The organism is Pseudomonas sp. R9.37, assembly GCF_963878885.1.
GTDB lineage: Bacteria > Pseudomonadota > Gammaproteobacteria > Pseudomonadales > Pseudomonadaceae > Aquipseudomonas.
On record NZ_CAWNZA010000046.1, the window covers coordinates 41,782 to 60,038 of the forward strand.

An 18,257-nucleotide genomic window follows, 5' to 3' on the forward strand; every position below is an offset into this window, starting at 1 on the left:
AACCCTTTATGCGATGGCACGACCGCTGCGAAGCAGGAGCGGCTCCAGAGGGGAAACTTAATGGATTCTGCCGGCGTCAATGATGAAATCTGCAGGCCAATGGGAGGTAATGATGTCGAACATGAACGGGCAACCGGCCGAAGCGGTGATCGAGTTCTGGAAACAGGCGGGCCCCAAGCGCTGGTTTACCAAGGACGATGCGTTTGACGCGGCCTTTCGCGACACCTTTTATGCCACGCATATGCAAGCGGCCCGGCGCGAACTGGAGGGCTGGCTGGATTCGGCGCATGGCGCGCTGGCCTTGCTGATCCTGCTGGATCAATACCCGCGCAATGCCTTTCGTGGCACCGCGCACATGTTCGCCACCGACCCGCTGGCGCGCTTGTACGCTCGGCGGATGGTCGACGCTGGCCTGGACCAGTTGATCGAGCCCGAGCTGCGGGCGTTTTGTTACTTGCCGTTCGAGCATTCGGAAGACCCGGCCGATCAGCAGCGCTCGTTGGTATTGAACCAGCAGCTGGATGCCAGCACCTACCATTGGGCCAAAGAGCACGCCGCGATCATCGAACGGTTTGGGCGCTTCGCGCACCGTAACGAGGTGTTGGCCAGGGTCACCACGGCGAAAGAGCGTGAGTTTCTCGATAAAGGCGGTTTTGCCGGCTAAGCCTGTGTCAGGTTTTCCTTGGCACGCGCCGGGCGCAAGCGCCGCAGGCCCTTGAGGTCGACGGCCCAGCGCAATGCTTCAGTGGCCGACGGGCGCGGGCCCTGGGTGATCGCGTGTTCATCCGTGGTGAGCGCGCCGAGGTAACCTTGGGCACCGCCGCGCTCGCTCCAGTAGTGGGTGTGGCTGAGCCACGAGCGTGCGAGCCAGCCTTTGCGCGAGCCCACGGTCACCGGCAAATCCAGCACGCCTGCGCCCATCACCGGGCTGACCGGGCCCGCGACGATGTCGCCAAACAGGCCATAGGGCGCGGGAAAATAGAGGTTGGTCCAGCGCGTCACTGCGAATGCTGCCGCGTGGTGCAAATACTGGGGCGTGAAGGGTTTCTGGCCGAGCATCACCGGATGACGCGCATGGTAGCCGTAACCCTTTTCGTCCTGAGTGGGCGGGCAGGCGGGGGCTTCGCGGCGCTCCATGCGTTTTTTGAAATCACTGACGCTGCGCCCCAGCAACAGGCTCGCGTGGGCCATCGGGCTGCCGACGGTTACCAGATCGGTAATGCGCCACGGGTTGCCCAGGCCGCGCTGCTCGATAAAGGCTTCGGTCTGCTGCTCGCGAAATTTCAAAATGCTGCCCAGGCTGCCGTCAAGCGCGGCGCCGGCGTTGGGCAGCGTGTCCTTGATGACCGGTTGCAGCGCTTCGTGATTGGCGTAACGGCTGGCGAGTTCGCGGTTGCTGGGGATGACTTGGGTGAGCTGATCGTGATGTTCGTGCCACAGATAACCGACGATGTCGTAGGCGATCACGCTGCCCAGACTGTGGCCGACCACGATGATGCGGTCGTAATCGCCTTTATTGTGCAGGGCACGCAGCAAGGCCACGCCGTCGGCGCGGATCTGCTCGCGCACCACCACGTTCTGCGGGTTGGGGCTGAGGTAACGGGCGGCGTCGCCCAGGTAGGACAGGGCCGAGTAACGCAGCGCCAGGCCGATAGCGCCGAGCAGCAACGGCACCAGCGCGAACGGGTTGTCGCTGTGATCGAACTGGCCCCAGGCCGTGGCGAGGGTGCCGGTAGCGACCAGCAGCAACAGCAGCATCACCGTCCAGCGCGTGGTGCGCCAGATCGGTACGATGGCGTCGGGAATATCGCGGCGCGGGCGCTTGAAGATGTCCCAGAGCCAACTGAGCAGATGGCCGACTTTGGTGCCTTGCATCTTGTGGGCCCAGTAATACTCGTAAAAATCCGTGCTGGTGCGGCCGGACGACTTCAAGACACGCAGGTCGAAATTGCGTGACAGCCGATCCGGCTTGCTCCAGTAGAAGGGCGTGCCGTCGGGCGTGTCGGCGGGAATCATGGCATCCACAAAGCCATGCAGGGTGTCCATCGGGCGCTGCTCGCCGATGCCGTGAATGACGACAACTGCTTGTTTCATAAGCTGATCTTTCCTTGAAAGCTTCGAATGGCGGGGCGTTTTCGCAGACTAGCGAATCGATACGATATTGCCACTATCGTGGCTATTCCCGCCAGGAATGCCCCCATAAAAAACCGCCATTGTCTTTATGGCGCCGCATCTCGTAGCGTGGGTCTTCACCCAAGGAGACCTGCCATGCACCCGCGCCCGTTACGCCTCTATGTGGATGCCCAGTTCACCAGCCCCTACGCGATGTCGGTGTTTGTCACCCTGCGCGAAAAAGGCCTGGCGTTCGACCTGCTCACGCTGGACCTGGACACCGCGCAAAACCAGACGGCGGACTTTACCCAGCTGTCGCTGACCCAGCGTGTGCCGACGTTGGTGGAAGGCGAGTTTGCCCTGTCGGAATCTTGCGCGATCAGCGAGTATCTGGAACAGGTCTATCCCGAAACGCCGGTGTACCCGGCTGACCCACAGCAGCGGGCGAGGGCGCGGCAGGTTCAGGCGTGGTTGCGCAGTGATTTGCTGGCGATCCGTCAGGAGCGCTCGACGCTGGTGGTGTTTTACGGGCAGAAGATGCCGCCGTTGTCGCCCGCCGCCGAAGCCGCCGTGCGCAAGTTGTTCAGTGCGACGCAGGCGCTGTTGGCCGGCAATCCACCGTACCTGTTTGGCCAGTGGTCGATTGCCGACCTCGACCTGGCGGTGATGCTCAATCGCTTGATCCTCAACGGTGACAGTGTGCCAGCCGAATGGGTGGACTATGCGCAACGCCAATGGCAGCGGCCGTCGGTGCAGGCATGGGTCAACCTGCAACGCCCACCGCTCTAAGGGTTTACATCCATTCCTGGGCCACGCGCCGGTCGAGGTCTTCCCAGTCCGCCATGCCCAGCACTCGGGTGGTGTTCAAGCCCCGCAGGTAGCCGCGCAATTGCTGGGCGCTGGCGTAACGCTGGTCGGCGTCGGCGGCCTCGTCCTGCAGCACGTCTTCATAATCGACCAGGTAATCGGCGACCCGCTCGCGAAACTCCGGCAGTACGGCTTCGCGGATGCGGTCGAAGGTTTTCTGGTGGGGCTTCATGGCGTGGTCCTTATAGTTTTATAGAGATCGGGAGACGCGACACTATCGGTTCAAATGATAGTCACCATCAAGCATCGCAAGTTCTGTTTTTATGCCAAAAGCGCAGAATCAGCGCATCGAGACGCTGATCAAGGAAATGCGCGATGAGGACGATTATCCAACTGGGTTTAATGATGCTGATGTTCGGCAGTGTGGTCCTGACCAGTCCGGCATTTGCCGATGAACTGCGTACGGGCCATTTGCTGCCACTCGTCGGTAGCGTAGACTCCCTGCAGCGCGCGCAGTCGGTGGGTGTGTTGTACAGCGAAAACACCCGCGACAACCTCAGTTACCTTGAACGCTACCACGCCATGGCCATGAGCGGCGCCAGGGACGCCCTTGACGGGCGCATCCGCGAGGCGTTCGTCAACAGCTCCGACCCGGAACTGGCGATTGATTGGCTGATGAGTTCATTGCAGGGCACGTTTCGCATCGTCACGGTCTACAGCAGCCTGGATGAGCTGGTGCAGGCTCACCCGGATGTGGTGGTGATGCTCGATACCCATAATCAATTGCTGACCCAGCGTAACGATCAGGTTGAGGCGCGTTTTGTGGCGCGGTTCTATGACGCCGACCTGCAATACATCGCCAAGGCTGAAGGCTCGGTGCACAAACAGGTGCCGTCGGTATGGGTGCATGACAAGGCGGCCCCGGAAATTGCCGCGCAGATTGAACAACAGCGTGATGTACAGCTCGATGCCTTGAAGCAGTTTGATGCGTCGCTAAAGGCCTTGGTCCGCGCGGGATGACGCGCGGATCGTTGTGAACCCTATTGGTTATTTTCAGGAATGTTTATGCGCTCTTTTTTCGTCCCGGCCCTGGCTTTTGCTTCGTTGTTGCTGACCGGTTGTATCACTGCTCCCAACGCTCCAAGCTTGACCCTGCAAACCGATAAAACACCTGAAGGCTATGTGCAATGCGTTGTGCCCAAGCTTGAAAAGCGCGGCATCACCTCGACGGTGACGCAGAACTCGCGCCACGCCAAGGTGGTGTTGACCAGCAAGATTGCAGCCGATGATGTGCTGGAGGCCTACAAGTCCCAGGACGGCACCAAGGTGTTCGTGTACGAACGCAAGCCACTGGCGTCGGCGATCAAACCGTCGCGGCTGGAGCTGGCGGCGCAGGACTGCAAATAATCCAGGCACGCCTGAGGGTGTGAATGTGTGGGAGCGGGCTTGCTCGCGAAGGCGGCGTATCAGTCGATACATTTATTGACTGCTGCACTGCTTCGCGAGCAAGCCCGCTCCCACATTTGCGAGGGGCCTGGGCTAGGGTTTTGCTTCGCTGCTGAAGGTGTTCACGGTCTTGACCAACCCCTTGGCCGCCAACGCCACCAACTCACCGCCTTTTTCCACCGTCGCCAGCGCCGGGTCCGAACCCATGCGCCCGTCAGGGAAGCGGGCGCGGAAGTCCAGCGCTTCGCGGATCGGCCCGGTATTGGCGATTTGCGGAGAATACTCGGCGGACTTGATCGATTGCGGGTACGCCCACTGCGTCACCGCAATTTCCGACGGCGTGGCATGGCTGCCGTGGCCCACCGGGAATTGGCGTTGAGCCAAATCGTGCACGCCTTCCAGGTCCCACCAGTTCACCAGCTTGAGCGCGAAGCCGGCGGGGCGGCGGGCAAAACTGGCTTCGGCGTACAGCTCGGAAAACGCCGCTTCAATGGTGGCGATATTGCCGCCGTGGCCATTCAGGAACAGGATCTTCTCGAAACCGTGCCCGGCCAGCGAGCGCACCCAGTCGCCAATGGCGGCGATAAAGGTGGAAGGGCGCAGGGAGATGGTGCCGGGAAAACCCAGGTGGTGCTGGGCCATGCCGATATTGAAGGTCGGGCCGATCAGGATGTCGGCGCTCTTCTGCGCCTCGTGGGCGATGATCTCCGGGCACATCCAGTCGGTGCCCAGCAGGCCGGTGGGGCCGTGTTGTTCGTTGGATCCGATGGGAATCACCACCGTGCGGCTGCGTTCCAGAAACTGCCCGATCTCGATCCAGGTGGATGTATGTAGAAGCATGCGGCGCTCTCTTTATCTGTGGGACAGGCTAACCACCACGGATTGTACGACTACTCGCCACTTGTTGGGGCTTGCAGTTCAGATACGTCGATGACTTCAACCAGCGCTGGTCCGGGTACCAGGAAAACATGAACTGCCCATCCTTGAGTTTATCCACCACCTGGCGCGCCACTTGCGGGCGCACCGCCGGGCAACCCTGGCTGCGGCCGATGCGGCCTTCGCGCTTGCTCCACGCCGGGTTGACGTAGTCGGCGGCATGAATCACCAGCGCGCGGTCACGGGCCTGGTCATTGAAACCGGGCTCCAGGCCGTCCATGCGCAACGAGTAGCCATGGGCGCCCAGGTAACTTTCCTGGGTGCGGAACAAGCCCAGGCTGGACTGATGACTGCCTTCGAGATTGGAAAATTGCGTGGCGAAGTTTTCCCCGGACTTGGCACCGTGGGCCACCAGGTCGCGCAACACGAGGGTCTTTTTGCGCAAATCGAAAATCCATAACCGACGGGCGGTCGAGGGTTGGGAGTAGTCAATAACCGCTAGGCGCTCTGACTGTTCCTCGCCGTTATTGACGGCGCACTGCACCGCGCTCAGGGCGCTTTTGAGCACGGCGGGATTGAGTTCTGGAGCCGAGCGCGCCAGGCTGCTATACAAGTTAGGAGGATTCCCATTGGCGGCGAGCGCAAAATTGCTCAACGTTGCCAGGGTGACGGTGATCAAACCGAAGCGACACATAAAAGTCAGCATCTACAAAGCGTCCCCCGCTGTGGATTGGAGCCAAGTCAATTGTTCAAAAAACACGCATGTTACTTGAGCATTTGCCTGCTCGTTGCACCACTGGTCGCGACGGCTGATGAGCTGCCGATGGGCGCCGTGCCAGTTATTTCCGCAAGCCCGGTGCAACAGGCTCTCGCGCAGTTGCCCAGTGTGTGCACCAGCCTCGCCCCGCAGATCGACGCCGCAGCCCTTGCGCGCCTGCAGGCGTTCTATCAGCAGCAGGGTGATGGGCCGCTGTGGTCCGCCGAAGATCGCCGCCAAGCCTTGCACACCCAATTGCTGATGCTGGCCGACGACGGCCTGGACCCCAGCCACTATAGCCTGCCCCCGGCGGATGCCACGGCCAACGTGCTGTGCAGCGACATCGACACCAGCCGCCAGTACCTGCAAGCCCTGCAGGATTTGCACTACGGGCGCCTGCAGCAATCGCGCTTCGAACCGTTGTGGCATTCCCAGCCACCCGCCCGCGACCCGAATACCGAAGTGCTGGCCTTCGCCGCCGCCGGCCTGCAAGACATGGCGCAAGCCTTTGACCAGGCGCGGCCCAGCGCCGATCTGTACCGCAGCCTGCGCAATGCCTATGCCTCAGTGCGCCTGCAACCGTTGCCACATTGGGACCCGGTTGCCAGCGGGCCACTCTTGCGTCCCGGCATGGAAGACCCGCGCGTGCCGGAACTGGCGCGGCGCCTGCACAGCGGTGGCTACCTGGCCAAGGTGCCCAGTGGCACTGGCAAGCAATACCGCGACGAGCTGGTCAAGGCAGTCAAGGCCTTCCAGGCCAGCCACTCGTTACAGGCCGACGGCGTGATCGGCGCCGGTACCGTGGCCGAACTCAACATCAGCCCGGCGATGCGCCGCGACCAACTGCGTATCAACCTGGAGCGCTTTCGCTGGCTCGCCCAGGACCTTGAGCCTGAAGGCGTGCTGGTCAACGTCGCCGCCGCGCAATTGAGCGTTTACCAGAGCGGTATTCCTGTGTGGCAAACCCGCCTGCAAGTCGGGCGCGCGGAGCGTCAGACGCCGCTGCTCAAGTCGCGCATCACGCGGCTGACGCTGAACCCCACCTGGACCATCCCGCCCACCATCATGCGCGAGGACAAGCTCCCGGCTATCCGTCTGAACCCCGAGTACTTGCGCCAGCAAAACCTGCAAGTGCTTGACGCCCAGGGTCGCCCCTTGGCGCCCGATCAGGTCGATTGGTCGCGCCCCGGCAACATTCTCCTGCGCCAGGAGGCCGGCCCGCGTAACCCGTTGGGCAAGATCGTGATGCGCTTTCCCAACCCGTACTCGGTGTACCTGCACGACACACCAAGCCAACCGTTGTTCACCAAAGGCCCGCGGGCGTTCAGTTCGGGGTGTGTGAGGGTGGAACAGCCGTTGCTGCTGCGCGACTTGCTGGTGAGCCCGGCCGAACGCACCCGCACCGATGAACTGCTGGCTACCGGCGTGACCCATGAATTCAGGCTCGCCACACCGGTGCCGGTGTTGCTGGGGTACTGGACGGTAGAAGTCGATCGCCAGGGCGGCCTGGTCTACGCACCGGATATTTATGGGCGTGATCCGGTATTGATGAAGGCGATGGGCGCCGTGCTGTAGAAATGCCACCTACGCAGGGCAGGGGTGCTTGCTCTGCTGGGACGGCGCCACCGTCACATCTTCAGCGCCCACCGGGCGCCAGCGCGCTTGCCACGGGTTTGATGTGCGCCATGATCAACGCTACCGCCTGATCCGCTGTCACGCGGGCGGTATCGATCGTCAGTGGCTTTGGGTCCCAGGCCTCATATTCATGCGCCGATACGGACCGCCAGTCGGGAGGAGTCAGGCCGGGAATATCCCCCGCACGCTGTTCGACACGGCGCTGATGTTCTCGCTCATCAGAGCAAATCACCTGAATATCAACCCACTCGACGCCTGCTTGAATCGCCACCGCTTTCCATGCCTCGCGGCTTTCCCTGACCGGGTTTACACCGTCTGCGACGACGGTGTGCCCCAAGCGCAAATTGCTCAACGCCAGCGCATTGGCCACGCCGTAGCCGCTGGTGCCTACACCTTGCGCCAACACGCCCGCATCCCGGAGCGCCTGTTCGATCACATCAATACGCAGATAGGCGGCACCGGTCTGGCGCGCCAGCTGGCTGGCAATCGTGGTCTTGCCGGTGCCGGGCAGGCCGCTGAATACAACAAGCATGGTCAATCCCTTGAAAGAGCAACCCGGCCAGTCTAGCCGCGCTTACGGCAAATAGCAGGCACTGATCCACTCGGCCGGGTGGGCGGCCAATTGCGTTGCCACAGGCAGGTAGCGCTTGTCCAGTTGCGCCGCCAGCCAGAACAGCGTGGCGCTGCTTTTGGGGTCCCAGGTGCCGCTGTAGCCGGCTTCGCCCACCCCGGCGCGGTCCCTGTCGAATTGCACGTGGGTGTGCACGAACTCCTGGTGGCTGCGTTGGCCATTGGCATACGGCACCAGCCAATCCAGGGCGGCACCCAGGGACGCGCCATTGGCCTTGAGGTTCAGCCAGTCGCCGCCGTAGGGTTTAGCCGCCAGGGCAGCTTGCACCAGAGGCTCAAGGTCGTAGACCACGTAGTGCAGGGCATCGCGGTCGTGAAAATCGGTGACCGAGCCATCGGGCAACACATTGTCGGCGATCTGCTGCTTGAAGACCTGGTGGGCCTGCTCGAGCATCGTCCGGTCGCCCAGTGCAGCGGCGGCCACCGTGATCAACTTGACGCGATGGCTTTGCCAGTTGTTGGTCTGGGTGCCTTTGTTCTGGCCATGGAACTGCTGGATACGCGCGAGGTAGCCATTGCCCAGATCACTGATCAAGCGACGGCTGGCTGCGCGGGTTTCCAGGCGCAGGTTATCGGCAGTCAGCGCATAAGCACTGATCAGCAGGTCGAGGTTGGTTTCGTCGATCGGGTTGAAGTCCGGTTGATACACATCGGCCCACGCGCCAAGGTAGTCGTCGACTTGCCTGAGGTAACGCGGGTCGCCGCTCAACCGCCACGCCAGCGCGGCCTGGCGCATCACCGGCCAGTCTTTTTCGGCGGCAATGCTTTGCTCGCGAATGCCGTGGTGAGGCAGTGTGCCTTCGGTGTGCACATGGGCCAGGGGGGTGGGGCGGTCAGCCAGGTGCCGTTCTGCGGCAGCGAGCAGCGCCGTGGCCGTCGGCTTCGAGGCGCTCGGCTGGCACAGGCTGGGAGGTTGAGCGGCCGCCAGAGTCGCGTGGGAAAACGCGAGCAGCAGTGCGGTCAAAGCGAAGCGGGTTATTTTCATGGCGGGCTCTGCCGGATCAGAACGCCCACACGCTAACATGCGGACGAATCGGTCTGGATGAAACTCCCGTATGCTCACCCTCCAATCGCGCTCACCCACCGGACAGCCCATGACCTTGCCCTTTGTGAAGATGCATGCCCATGGCGACGATTTCATCATCATCGACCGCCGTGGCCAGGAAGACCCGATCACCGCGCAAGTCGCCCGCCGTCTGGGCGATCGCCACACCGGCATCGGTTTCAATCAGTTGGCGGTGATCCTCGACGGCGTCGACGCTGCCGCGCGTATCAAATTCTGGAACCCCAACGGTACGCCGCTGCAAACCTGCGGCAGTGCCACGCGAGGTGTCGCCGACCGCTTGATGCACGAAGCCGGCACCGATTCGATCGTGCTGCGCACCGACCGTGGCCTACTGACGTGCGTACGCGCAGCGGGCCAGCAGGTGGCGGTGGACATGGGTGCGCCGTCGTTGGAGTGGTCGTCAGTGCCGCTGGCCGTCGCCATGCAGACTCTTGTCTTGCCGATCAAGGGCGATCCGGCGGCGTGCAGCATGGGCAACCCGCACTGTACGTTTTTTGTCCATGACCTCGCCGCCATCGACGTGGCAGCCGCAGGTCCGGCGCTGGAAACCCATGCGCTGTTCCCGGCCAGGACCAATGTACATTTTGTGCAGGTGCTGGACCGCGCGCATATTCGTCTGCGTATCTGGGAGCGCGGTGGCGGCGTGCCGCTGGGTTCCGGCTCGTGTTGCTGCGGCGCGGTGGTCAACGGGATCCGGCGCGGCCTGCTGGATGACACGGTGCAGGTGCAGTGCGACGGCGGCACGGTCACGGTGCAGTGGGACGGGCAGGGCGGTGTGGTTTTGACCGGCAGCGTGCAGCCGATCATGCAGGGCACGGCCTACGTGTGAGCGTGTCAATAAGGTAAAGTCGGCGCCTTCAGGACGAAACTCAGGTATCAAACATGATGGCGATTCTGCGGCAATCCGTGTTGAGTCTACTGGCGCTGATGTTCATCGGCCTGCTGAGCGCTGCCCAGGCACAGACCTCGCCCATCGGCGTCGCCCTCGACCAGCGCGTGATCGACCTCACCAATACCCTCGACGCCAGCTCCACCACGCGCCTCAAAGACCAACTCGCCGCCCTTGAACAGCGCAAAGGCGCGCAAGTCGCGGTACTGCTGGTGCCCACTACCGGCGGCGCGAGTATCGAGGATTACGCCAATCAACTGTTCCGCGCCTGGAAACTGGGGCGCAAGGACGTCAACGACGGCATCTTGCTGGTGGTGGCCAAAGACGACCGCCAGGTACGCATCGAGGTGGGCTATGGCCTGGAAGGCACGGTCACCGATCTGTTGGCCCATCGCATCATCGAAGAACACATCACGCCGGCGTTTCGCCAGGGCGACTACGCGGGCGGCGTGCAACAAGCGGTGAATGACTTGACTGTGCTGGTGGACGGCGGCGACCTGCCAGAGCAGGCCGCGCCGCAGGTTAACCCGCAGATCATCGCGGTTCTGCTGGCGTTTATCGCTGGCGCCATCGGCGGTGTGTTCATCGCTGCCGGCAAGCTGCACTGGCGCCGGGCGCTGATCGCCACCGTCGCGGTCACGGTGTTACTGACGATTTACGCCGGCGGCCATGAGTGGCCGCTGTACCTGCTGGTACTTCCGCTGACCCTGCTGATCGGCGGCGCCACGTTCGGTGCCCTGTGGCTGGCGCGCGCGGTGTTTTACTGCGTGGTAGGCGCGCTGGCGTATATCGTCGGGTTGCTGGTGGTGGACCACTTTGTGACGGTCAACTTCGTACACTGGCTGGCGTTGCCGTTTGGCGGCGCGTTGGTGCTGGCGCTGTACGTGGGGTTGTTCTTCGTCATCCGCGAGTCCTGGAAGACCAAACCACGCTTTTTTCTCGCGCGTGCGCTGGCCGTCGCGGCGGTTTATGTGGCGGTCGGTTCTATGCTTGGGCACGGCTACCAGGGCTGGATCCTGGCGATACCGGCGGCCTCGGTCGTGGCGTTCATTGTCTTTATCCAGAGCATTTCCGATGGCGGCTCGGGGTCGGGTGGAGGGTCCGGTTCGAGTTCCGGCAGCTCCGGTTCCAGCTCCAGCAGCAGCTCGTCCGGTGGCGGTGGTTCCAGTGGCGGCGGCGGTGCGTCGGGCAGTTGGTAAGCCGTTAACGCGGCTTGTAGCCCACCCAGCCCTTGGAGCTGAAGCCGGCATAGAACAGCTTCACGCCTTCGAAGCCGGCTTGGCTCATCAAGGCAGCGTCCTCCTCGGGAAACAGCACCGGCAATTGTGCGCTGATCGCCGTTATCACCCGCTCGGCATCTGCCGCCGGCACGCCGGAGTCCACGGCAAACGCGGCGTAGCGTTGCAACCAGCGGGCCTTTTTTCCTGCGCTGCCTGCGGGAAACTGTGGTGTGCCACGACCAGTGGCGCGCCCGGCAACAACCGTTGCCACAGCGCCTCGAGCGCTTGCAGGCGCTGCTCGGCCGGGATGAAATGCAAGGTCAGCAAACACGTTACCCCATCTGGCAAACGGGATGTGTCCAGCGGCTGAAAGACGTGTCCCTTGATCAGCAGCGGCACCAGCGAAGCCTTGAGCAACGCCAGGTCGTAACCGGAGCGGCCCGACAGAAATTTGCCCTGCACGGTTTCGTAGGAATCGTAGGTGTCGTAGATCACCTTGATGCCCGTCGCCTTTTCAAAGTCGGCCAAGGTGGTGTCGCCGATATAGTCCGCCCAGTTGTAGATGCGCACGGTATTGGCCGGGTCGTCGGCGGCCTGGCTCACGGGCATCGAGGCAAGCAATACGGCGCTGAACAGGGCGATAAAGGCTCTATGCATGGCGGACCCACCTTGAGTTGGCGTGTTATCAGGTTCGGGGACTGATTGCATTGTCAGGCAGGTCGAGGGTGGGCGCCCTATCCCGTTCGGGTAGGGATAACTCAGGGCAGGACGATGTAGTCGTTCTGTTGCACGATCGGCCTGTGCGAACCTTGCACCAGGTGCAGGTAGCGACCGTCGACCAGGTCAATGGGCAGGCAGTCGTCAATATCCATCACGCCATCGGTATGGGCCTGGGACCAATGGCGCAACATCTGCTGTTTTCCCTTGCTCATCGCATCCTTTTTGTCGCGGGCGACCACCAACAAATAGTGATGGGCTTCGCCAAAAGCGTTGGCTTCGTAGCCGCCCAGGTTGATGAAGTACAGATGGTGCGCGTCGGTAGCAGGGGCCAAGTGGCTGAGTTCAACTTTCCAGCCATCGACGCCATCCACCGCCATCCAGGAGTCGATGTGCACACCCTTGGGGCTGCCGAACCAAGCATCGCGCAATTGCGGGTAGGTGTCTTGCAGTGTGTCCGCTACAGCGAACACCACATCGTGAACTTCAATTCTGGCCCGCGGGTGCTTGCCCCCGAGCATCACGACAAACAGCATTGCAGGTCCTTCCTGGCGACTTTTCAGAGGGCAACCATACTTCGATTGAACCCTTTTGTCCGCCCAATGCCACATTGTTAATCCGCGAACTCATCAGGAGGTTGTCATGCGCACCATCGATCTGGCCGGCGTTCCCGTCCCTGTCATCGGCCAAGGGACCTGGCGCATGGGCGAAAACCCGGACCGGCGCAGCGCCGAAGTCGCTGCGTTGCAGTTGGGTATCGACGAGGGCATGACCCTGATCGATACCGCCGAAATGTATGGCGAAGGCGGAGCCGAGGAAGTGGTCGGCGAAGCCATTCGCGGTAAACGTGATCAGGTCTTCCTCGTCAGCAAGGTCTATCCGCACAATGCCAGTCACAAGGGCGTGCCCCGTGCGTGCGAAGCCAGCCTGCAACGCCTGGGTACTGATTACATCGACCTGTATCTGTTGCACTGGCGGGGCCAGTATCCCCTCGAAGAAACCGTCGAAGCCTTCGAATCATTACGTCAGGCCGGCAAGATCGGCCGTTGGGGCGTCTCCAATTTTGACGTGGCAGACCTGCAGGAACTTGCGTCCCCGGCGTGTGCAACCAACCAGGTGCTCTACAACATCGAAGAGCGCGGTATCGAATTCGACTTGCTGCCATGGTGGCAACAGCACCATTTGCCGTTGATGGCTTACTGCCCGATCGCCCAGGGGGGTGAGCTGTTGTCCAGTCCGACGCTCAAGCAGATTGCCCGTCGCCATGAGGTTACGCCCGCCCAGGTATCCCTTGCCTGGGTGTTGCGTCAGGACGGCGTGATTGCAATCCCCAAGGCTGTGACGCCCGAACATGTGCGGCTCAATGCCGGTGCTGCGAATCTCAAGCTCGATGAGCACGATCTGGACGCGATCGACCGCGTGTTCGGCGCACCCAAGCGCAAGCATCCGCTGGCAATGGTCTAGCCGACCAAGCAGGAGCGGCGCCGTCCCTGGTGGCCGCTTCTGCCTGAGCCGATGTTAGCCGGCTACTGGGCTACGCCAGTCGTCCGAGCCTGACGTGCCGGCGACTTCATGGGTCCAGACGATCTTGCGGTAAGTGAAATACACATCCTCCAAATGGGTGAAATGAGCGTTGTCCGGGTCCTGGCAATTGGGCATCCGCGATTGAATGTCCACGATGGTTGCGCCTTCCAGTTCGGTGGTGAAGTAATGCTCCTGGGTACCAGCCGAGGAGGTACGGAACCATTCCAGGCGACATGACACTTCTTCACCCGTGGTCAGTGCGCTGAATAGCAGCGGTGAGGACTTGTCGAAGACCTTGCTGACCATCAGCGGCTTGTGAACCCGTTGGCCGGTCGGCTGGCCCGATTGCGGGTCGCGGGGAATGATCACCTGGTGGGCAAACGCCTGCACGAGGATCTGATCCTCATGACCTTCCTGATAAATATTGCCTACCGAGTCCTGAGTAAATGTGCCTGCCGTGATCAAGCCTTGCTTGACACCGGTGATAGTGAGGTACGCGGGTGTTGGCATGACTGGTTTCCTTGCCTGATTGAGTAGGTAGTCCCGACGGCGTGTTTGCCGGCGGGCAATGGCCTATAACAAAAAGCGTGCCTGAAATGACGAGAGTCAATGAAATAAAGGGGCGCGGAGTGTTGTTGATTTAAATATATAAAGGTTGTCGTCGGTTGGTGCCGATTTTAGTGTGGATGTTTGCGCGAGTGTGCGCAGTTAGTTGCTCATGCTGTTTTATTAAATGAATGCACGGATGCGCAGGGTATTTGGCTTTATTAAAGTTCGTGAAGTGTGCAAATAGCTGCGCAGGCCTGTTTTTATTAGCTTTGTAGGAAATTGCTTAAGTGCGGGCTGACCGCTTGAGGATTGATTCGTGTATGGCTAAGGTTCGCCTACTTCGTCACGTGCTGAACGAAGATTAATTGGCCTTCTAATGCGTATATTGATTGCGATTAGTTTGCCGCTCCTGCCTTGAATAGTTATGTGCGGCCCGGAATGGTTTATTCAGACACGCTCTACGCTTATCACCTTGAACTTGCACGCTTACCCTGCTCGTCAGAGGGTTTTGCCGGCTGTGATATGCGCTTTTCGAGTGAGTATGAAGCTCTGGAGTCCGAACTCGGCAAAGCACATTCGATACACGGTGCTGGCTTGCCGGACTGGCAGCGCGTCAGCGAGCTAGGCGAGCGGGTTTTGCGTGAGCACTCCAAGGATCTGCGCGTCGCCGTCTGGTTGACCTGGGCGTTGCACCAGCGCGATTCATTCCCCGGGCTTCTGGCGGGCCTCGGTGTACTGCTTCATCTGTGCAAGCACCACTGGGCGATTGTCTACCCTGCTAAATCACGTACGCGTATTGCCGCATTGGGTTGGCTGGTGTTGCGGCTTGACCCCCTGTTCACCAAGCATCTCTCGCTTACTGATCAAGTGCCATTGTTTCAGGCGCTCCTGGAGCACCTGGAAAGCCTCGACGAGCTGTGGCGTGAACACCTGGGGGACGACGCGCCCTTGTTGTTACCGATCCGTAGACAACTGTCAGAGCGTTTGGCGCTTGCCCTGCAGGGCGGTTCCGAGCCGCGTGGTGTTGCGGGCGCCATCGCTCAGGTCAAGCAGGTGGCGACGCAGCTGTTGAGGCCTGAACAGCCGGTCAACAACGAAAAAGACGCGCAAAAACTGTTGCGGGCGTTGCAGGAGCAGGCTCGGCCACTGTGCGCCTGGTGGCTGCGCCAGAGTGCCACTGATCTGCGTGCCTTGCGCCTGAGCCGCACCCTGGCCTGGCTTGCGATCACCAACTATCCCGACGCCAACAGTGAGCGGATAACCGCTTTGCGTGGGCTTCCTCACGACAAACTCAAACGCTACCAGAGCCGTCTCACCCAAGGTCTTCACGCCGATCTTTTGCTTGAGCTTGAAGCGAGTCTGGCTGGTGCATTGTTCTGGTTTGATGGGTTGCGTATGGCCTGGGAGTGCCTCCAAGCCCTGGAGGCAGAGTGGGCCATGACCGAGCTGGAAATGAATTTTGCGTTGTTGTTGCAGCGCCTGCCGAGCCTCGCGGAGTTCAGGTTTGATGACGGCACCCCATTTGCCGACCCCGCGACGTGCGATTGGATAACGCTCCACGTCCTTCGCCACGTCCATAAAGCCGAGCCTTTAAACGCCGCCGCTGATACCGGAAACGAGCCCTGGGAGGTGGCCTTGCAGGCCGTTATGTCCAGGCTGCGCAAGGAGGGTCTGAAGGCGGCAATTGCCACGCTCAAAGAAGGACTTCACGCCGCCCGCGGTGACCGGACCCGTTTCCATTGGCGATTGGCGCTGGCCCGATTATGCATACGAGCGGGCAAACACGAACTGGGCAGGATCCAGCTCGAACAACTGGACCTTGAATTACAACAGGCGGGCCTGGAGCGCTGGGAGCCAGAACTGGCCTTTCACGTCTCCCGGCTCTTGTATCGCTGTTACGACCTTTTGCCACAAGACCATGCCGTGCGCGAACGCAAGGAAGTCACCCATCGCAGGTTGTGCCACTTCGATCTTGAAGCGGTACTTGATTAGGCTCGCGAGCCCACCGAAAAAGGAGAAACACCATGCTCAAAGACGGTTCGGTAGCACCCAAGGAACGTATCAATATCACCTTCAAACCTGCCATTGGCGGTGTGCAGGAGGAAGTCGAACTGCCACTGAAGTTGCTGGTGCTGGGGGATTTCAGCCAGCGCGAAGATCCGCGCAAGCTTGAGGATCGAAAGCCCATTGGTATCGACAAAAACACCCTTGACGAGGTGTTGGCCAAACAAGCGCTGAGCTTGACATTGAGCGTCCCGAATCGGTTGCAGGAGGAGGGTGGCATCGAGGAACTGTCCGTCGAGGTTCGGATTAACGCGATGAAGGACTTCAACCCCGCAAACCTGGTTGAACAAATACCCGAATTGCAAAAGTTGATGGCACTGCGTGAAGCGTTGATGGCACTCAAGGGCCCGCTGGGTAACACACCAAGCTTTCGCAAAGCCATTGAGCAGGCGCTGGCCGACGACGAGTCTCGTGCGCGCGTACTCGCCGAGCTGGGGCTGAGCGGCCCGACCACCTGAACTTTTCAGTAAAAGGACACTGACACCATGACGACCACCCAACAAAACCTGCAGCCTGCCCAAGCTACCGGCGAGTGCAGCATCCTCGACACTATCATCGCCCAGACACTATTGAGCGCCGACGACGAGGCCTACGGCATTGCCAAGCGCGGCGTGTCGGCCTTCATCGAAGAGTTGCTCAAACCCCATAACAGCGCTGAGCCAGTGAAGAAACGCCTGGTCGACCGGATGATCGCCGAGATTGATACCAAGCTCAGCCAGCAAATGGACGAGATTCTTCATCATCCGGATTTCCAGGCGCTGGAGGCTTCCTGGAGGGGCCTGCAGTTGCTGATCGACCGCACCAATTTTCGAGAAAACATCAAGATCGAGCTGCTGAATGTCTCGCGTCAGGACCTGCTGGATGACTTTGAAGACTCGCCGGAAATTACCCAGTCCGGGCTGTACAAGCATATCTACAGCGCCGAGTACGGACAATTTGGTGGCCAGCCGGTGGGCGCGATCATCGCCAATTACTTCCTTTCACCCAGTGCGCCTGATGTGAAGTTGATGCAATACGCTTCGAGCGTTGCCTGCATGGCCCACGCACCCTTTATCGCTGCTGCGGGGCCGGCCTTTTTCGGGTTGGAAAGCTTTACTGGATTACCTGACCTCAAGGATCTCAGGGACCATTTCGAAGGCCCGCAGTTTGCCAAATGGCAAAGTTTTCGTCAGAGCGAAGACGCCCGCTATATCGGCCTCACCGTGCCGCGCTTTCTACTGCGAACTCCTTACGATCCGATTGATTGCCCTGTTAAAACCTTTGCCTATCAAGAGAACGTGGTGAACAGCCACGAGCACTACCTCTGGGGCAACACTGCCTATGCCTTTGCCACGCGCCTGACTGAAAGTTTTGCGCGCTTTCGCTGGTGCCCGAACATTATCGGCCCGCAAAGTGGCGGCGCGGTAGAGGACCTGCCATTGCATCATTTTCAGAGCATGGGCGAGATCGAAACCAAGATTCCTACGGAGGTACTGGTTTCGGACCGGCGCGAATACGAACTGGCGCAAGAAGGGTTTATTGCCTTGACCATGCGCAAGGGCAGTGACAACGCGGCGTTCTTTTCGGCCAGCTCCGTCCAGAAACCCAAAACCTTCGGCATCAGTGAAGAGGGTAAGGCAGCCGAACTCAATTACCGGCTCGGCACCCAGTTGCCCTACATGATGGTGGTCAACCGTCTGGCGCACTACCTCAAGGTCTTGCAGCGCGAGCAATTGGGCTCCTGGAAAGAACGCACGGACCTGGAGCTGGAACTCAACAAGTGGATTCGCCAATACGTGGCCGATCAGGAAAACCCCAGTGCCGAAGTGCGCGGTCGCCGGCCATTGCGGGCAGCCCGCATTGTTGTCAGTGATGTCGACGGGGAGCCAGGCTGGTATCGGGTCAACTTGAGCGTGCGCCCTCATTTCAAGTACATGGGGGCTGACTTCACGTTGTCCCTGGTCGGCAAGCTCGATAAAGAATGAG

General features: G+C 60.7%; 20 protein-coding genes and 1 pseudogene. 11 read left to right on the forward strand and 10 right to left on the reverse strand.

Annotated features, from left to right (window positions below; translation table 11 throughout):
* The first annotated feature begins 121 nt into the window (after positions 1–121).
* Entirely contained in the window at positions 122–664 is a 543-nt protein-coding gene (locus AACU78_RS22100) for a DUF924 family protein (protein ID WP_371924135.1), read from the forward strand.
* Here AACU78_RS22100 and AACU78_RS22105 read toward each other — a convergent pair.
* Positions 661–2,094 (reverse strand): hypothetical protein, encoded by a 1,434-nt coding sequence (locus tag AACU78_RS22105; RefSeq protein ID WP_106577809.1) that lies wholly within the window; start codon positions 2,092–2,094, stop codon positions 661–663. The genes AACU78_RS22100 and AACU78_RS22105 overlap by 4 nt on opposite strands.
* 174 nt (positions 2,095–2,268) lie before the next feature.
* On the opposite strand from AACU78_RS22105, the gene yfcF reads away from it, so the two are divergent.
* A complete protein-coding gene (gene yfcF / locus AACU78_RS22110; protein WP_106577810.1) occupies positions 2,269–2,901 on the forward strand; it encodes a glutathione transferase in 633 nt (210 codons plus the stop codon).
* A 4-nt stretch (positions 2,902–2,905) separates the two neighbouring features.
* On the opposite strand, the gene AACU78_RS22115 is transcribed toward yfcF, so the two are convergent.
* Positions 2,906–3,151 carry a hypothetical protein gene (locus AACU78_RS22115; RefSeq protein ID WP_106577811.1) on the reverse strand — a complete coding sequence of 82 codons (246 nt, stop codon included), beginning with the start codon at positions 3,149–3,151 and terminating at the stop codon, positions 2,906–2,908.
* Between the two features lie 143 nt (positions 3,152–3,294).
* Between AACU78_RS22115 and AACU78_RS22120 the strand changes: the two genes are divergently transcribed.
* Both AACU78_RS22120 and AACU78_RS22125 read left to right on the forward strand, forming a co-directional pair.
* Entirely contained in the window at positions 3,295–3,939 is a 645-nt protein-coding gene (locus AACU78_RS22120) for an ATPase (protein ID WP_106577812.1), read from the forward strand.
* Positions 3,940–3,984: 45 nt separating this feature from the next.
* Complete coding sequence (locus AACU78_RS22125; RefSeq protein WP_106577813.1) at positions 3,985–4,326, forward strand: hypothetical protein; 342 nt, start codon at positions 3,985–3,987, stop codon at positions 4,324–4,326.
* A gap of 132 nt (positions 4,327–4,458) precedes the next feature.
* On the opposite strand, the gene AACU78_RS22130 is transcribed toward AACU78_RS22125, so the two are convergent.
* On the reverse strand, positions 4,459–5,205 hold the full coding sequence (locus AACU78_RS22130) for a creatininase family protein (protein ID WP_106577814.1): 747 nt from the start codon (positions 5,203–5,205) through the stop codon (positions 4,459–4,461).
* Positions 5,206–5,233: 28 nt separating this feature from the next.
* Positions 5,234–5,947, reverse strand: a complete 714-nt coding sequence (locus tag AACU78_RS22135; RefSeq protein WP_106577815.1) for a murein L,D-transpeptidase catalytic domain family protein — start codon at positions 5,945–5,947, stop codon at positions 5,234–5,236.
* Positions 5,948–5,986: 39 nt separating this feature from the next.
* Here AACU78_RS22135 and AACU78_RS22140 point away from each other — a divergent pair, with 39 nt between their 5' ends.
* The gene (locus AACU78_RS22140; RefSeq protein WP_106577816.1) at positions 5,987–7,573 is read left to right on the forward strand and encodes a L,D-transpeptidase family protein; all 1,587 of its coding nucleotides are present in this window, start codon (positions 5,987–5,989) and stop codon (positions 7,571–7,573) included.
* A 61-nt stretch (positions 7,574–7,634) separates the two neighbouring features.
* Here the strand turns inward: AACU78_RS22140 and AACU78_RS22145 are convergent, their stop codons facing one another.
* On the reverse strand, positions 7,635–8,165 hold the full coding sequence (locus AACU78_RS22145; RefSeq protein WP_106577817.1) for an AAA family ATPase: 531 nt from the start codon (positions 8,163–8,165) through the stop codon (positions 7,635–7,637).
* A gap of 42 nt (positions 8,166–8,207) precedes the next feature.
* Positions 8,208–9,248: an alginate lyase family protein gene (locus tag AACU78_RS22150; protein WP_106577818.1), complete on the reverse strand. Its 1,041-nt coding sequence runs from the start codon at positions 9,246–9,248 to the stop codon at positions 8,208–8,210.
* A gap of 109 nt (positions 9,249–9,357) precedes the next feature.
* Here AACU78_RS22150 and dapF point away from each other — a divergent pair, with 109 nt between their 5' ends.
* Both dapF and AACU78_RS22160 read left to right on the forward strand, forming a co-directional pair.
* A complete protein-coding gene (gene dapF / locus AACU78_RS22155) occupies positions 9,358–10,158 on the forward strand; it encodes a diaminopimelate epimerase (RefSeq protein WP_106577819.1) in 801 nt (266 codons plus the stop codon).
* 53 nt (positions 10,159–10,211) lie between these two features.
* On the forward strand, positions 10,212–11,417 hold the full coding sequence (locus AACU78_RS22160; protein WP_106577820.1) for a TPM domain-containing protein: 1,206 nt from the start codon (positions 10,212–10,214) through the stop codon (positions 11,415–11,417).
* 4 nt (positions 11,418–11,421) lie between these two features.
* Here AACU78_RS22160 and AACU78_RS22165 read toward each other — a convergent pair whose 3' ends face one another.
* The 3 genes and pseudogenes from AACU78_RS22165 to AACU78_RS22175 all read right to left on the reverse strand — a co-directional run bounded on the left by AACU78_RS22165 (position 11,422) and on the right by AACU78_RS22175 (position 12,691).
* Positions 11,422–11,589 carry a hypothetical protein gene (locus AACU78_RS22165; RefSeq protein WP_177410094.1) on the reverse strand — a complete coding sequence of 56 codons (168 nt, stop codon included), beginning with the start codon at positions 11,587–11,589 and terminating at the stop codon, positions 11,422–11,424.
* 191 nt (positions 11,590–11,780) lie between these two features.
* Positions 11,781–12,095 (reverse strand): annotated as a pseudogene (locus AACU78_RS22170) (spermidine/putrescine ABC transporter substrate-binding protein PotF); the annotation flags it as partial.
* Positions 12,096–12,196: 101 nt separating this feature from the next.
* Positions 12,197–12,691 (reverse strand): DUF1543 domain-containing protein, encoded by a 495-nt coding sequence (locus AACU78_RS22175; RefSeq protein WP_106577821.1) that lies wholly within the window; start codon positions 12,689–12,691, stop codon positions 12,197–12,199.
* Positions 12,692–12,797: 106 nt separating this feature from the next.
* On the opposite strand from AACU78_RS22175, the gene AACU78_RS22180 reads away from it, so the two are divergent.
* On the forward strand, positions 12,798–13,619 hold the full coding sequence (locus AACU78_RS22180; protein ID WP_106577822.1) for an aldo/keto reductase: 822 nt from the start codon (positions 12,798–12,800) through the stop codon (positions 13,617–13,619).
* A 54-nt stretch (positions 13,620–13,673) separates the two neighbouring features.
* Here AACU78_RS22180 and AACU78_RS22185 read toward each other — a convergent pair whose 3' ends face one another.
* Positions 13,674–14,189, reverse strand: coding sequence for an Hcp family type VI secretion system effector (locus AACU78_RS22185; RefSeq protein ID WP_106577823.1), 516 nt, complete (start codon positions 14,187–14,189; stop codon positions 13,674–13,676).
* 477 nt (positions 14,190–14,666) lie between these two features.
* On the opposite strand from AACU78_RS22185, the gene tssA reads away from it, so the two are divergent.
* Genes tssA through tssC form a run of 3 tightly spaced genes read left to right on the forward strand, consistent with a single transcriptional unit; the run spans position 14,667 to position 18,256 of the window.
* Positions 14,667–16,220 (forward strand): type VI secretion system protein TssA, encoded by a 1,554-nt coding sequence (tssA, locus tag AACU78_RS22190; RefSeq protein ID WP_106577824.1) that lies wholly within the window; start codon positions 14,667–14,669, stop codon positions 16,218–16,220.
* Positions 16,221–16,252: 32 nt separating this feature from the next.
* A complete protein-coding gene (gene tssB / locus AACU78_RS22195) occupies positions 16,253–16,750 on the forward strand; it encodes a type VI secretion system contractile sheath small subunit (RefSeq protein WP_106577825.1) in 498 nt (165 codons plus the stop codon).
* Positions 16,751–16,777: 27 nt separating this feature from the next.
* The gene (gene tssC, locus AACU78_RS22200) at positions 16,778–18,256 is read left to right on the forward strand and encodes a type VI secretion system contractile sheath large subunit (protein ID WP_106577826.1); all 1,479 of its coding nucleotides are present in this window, start codon (positions 16,778–16,780) and stop codon (positions 18,254–18,256) included.
* Position 18,257: the final 1 nt, after the last annotated feature.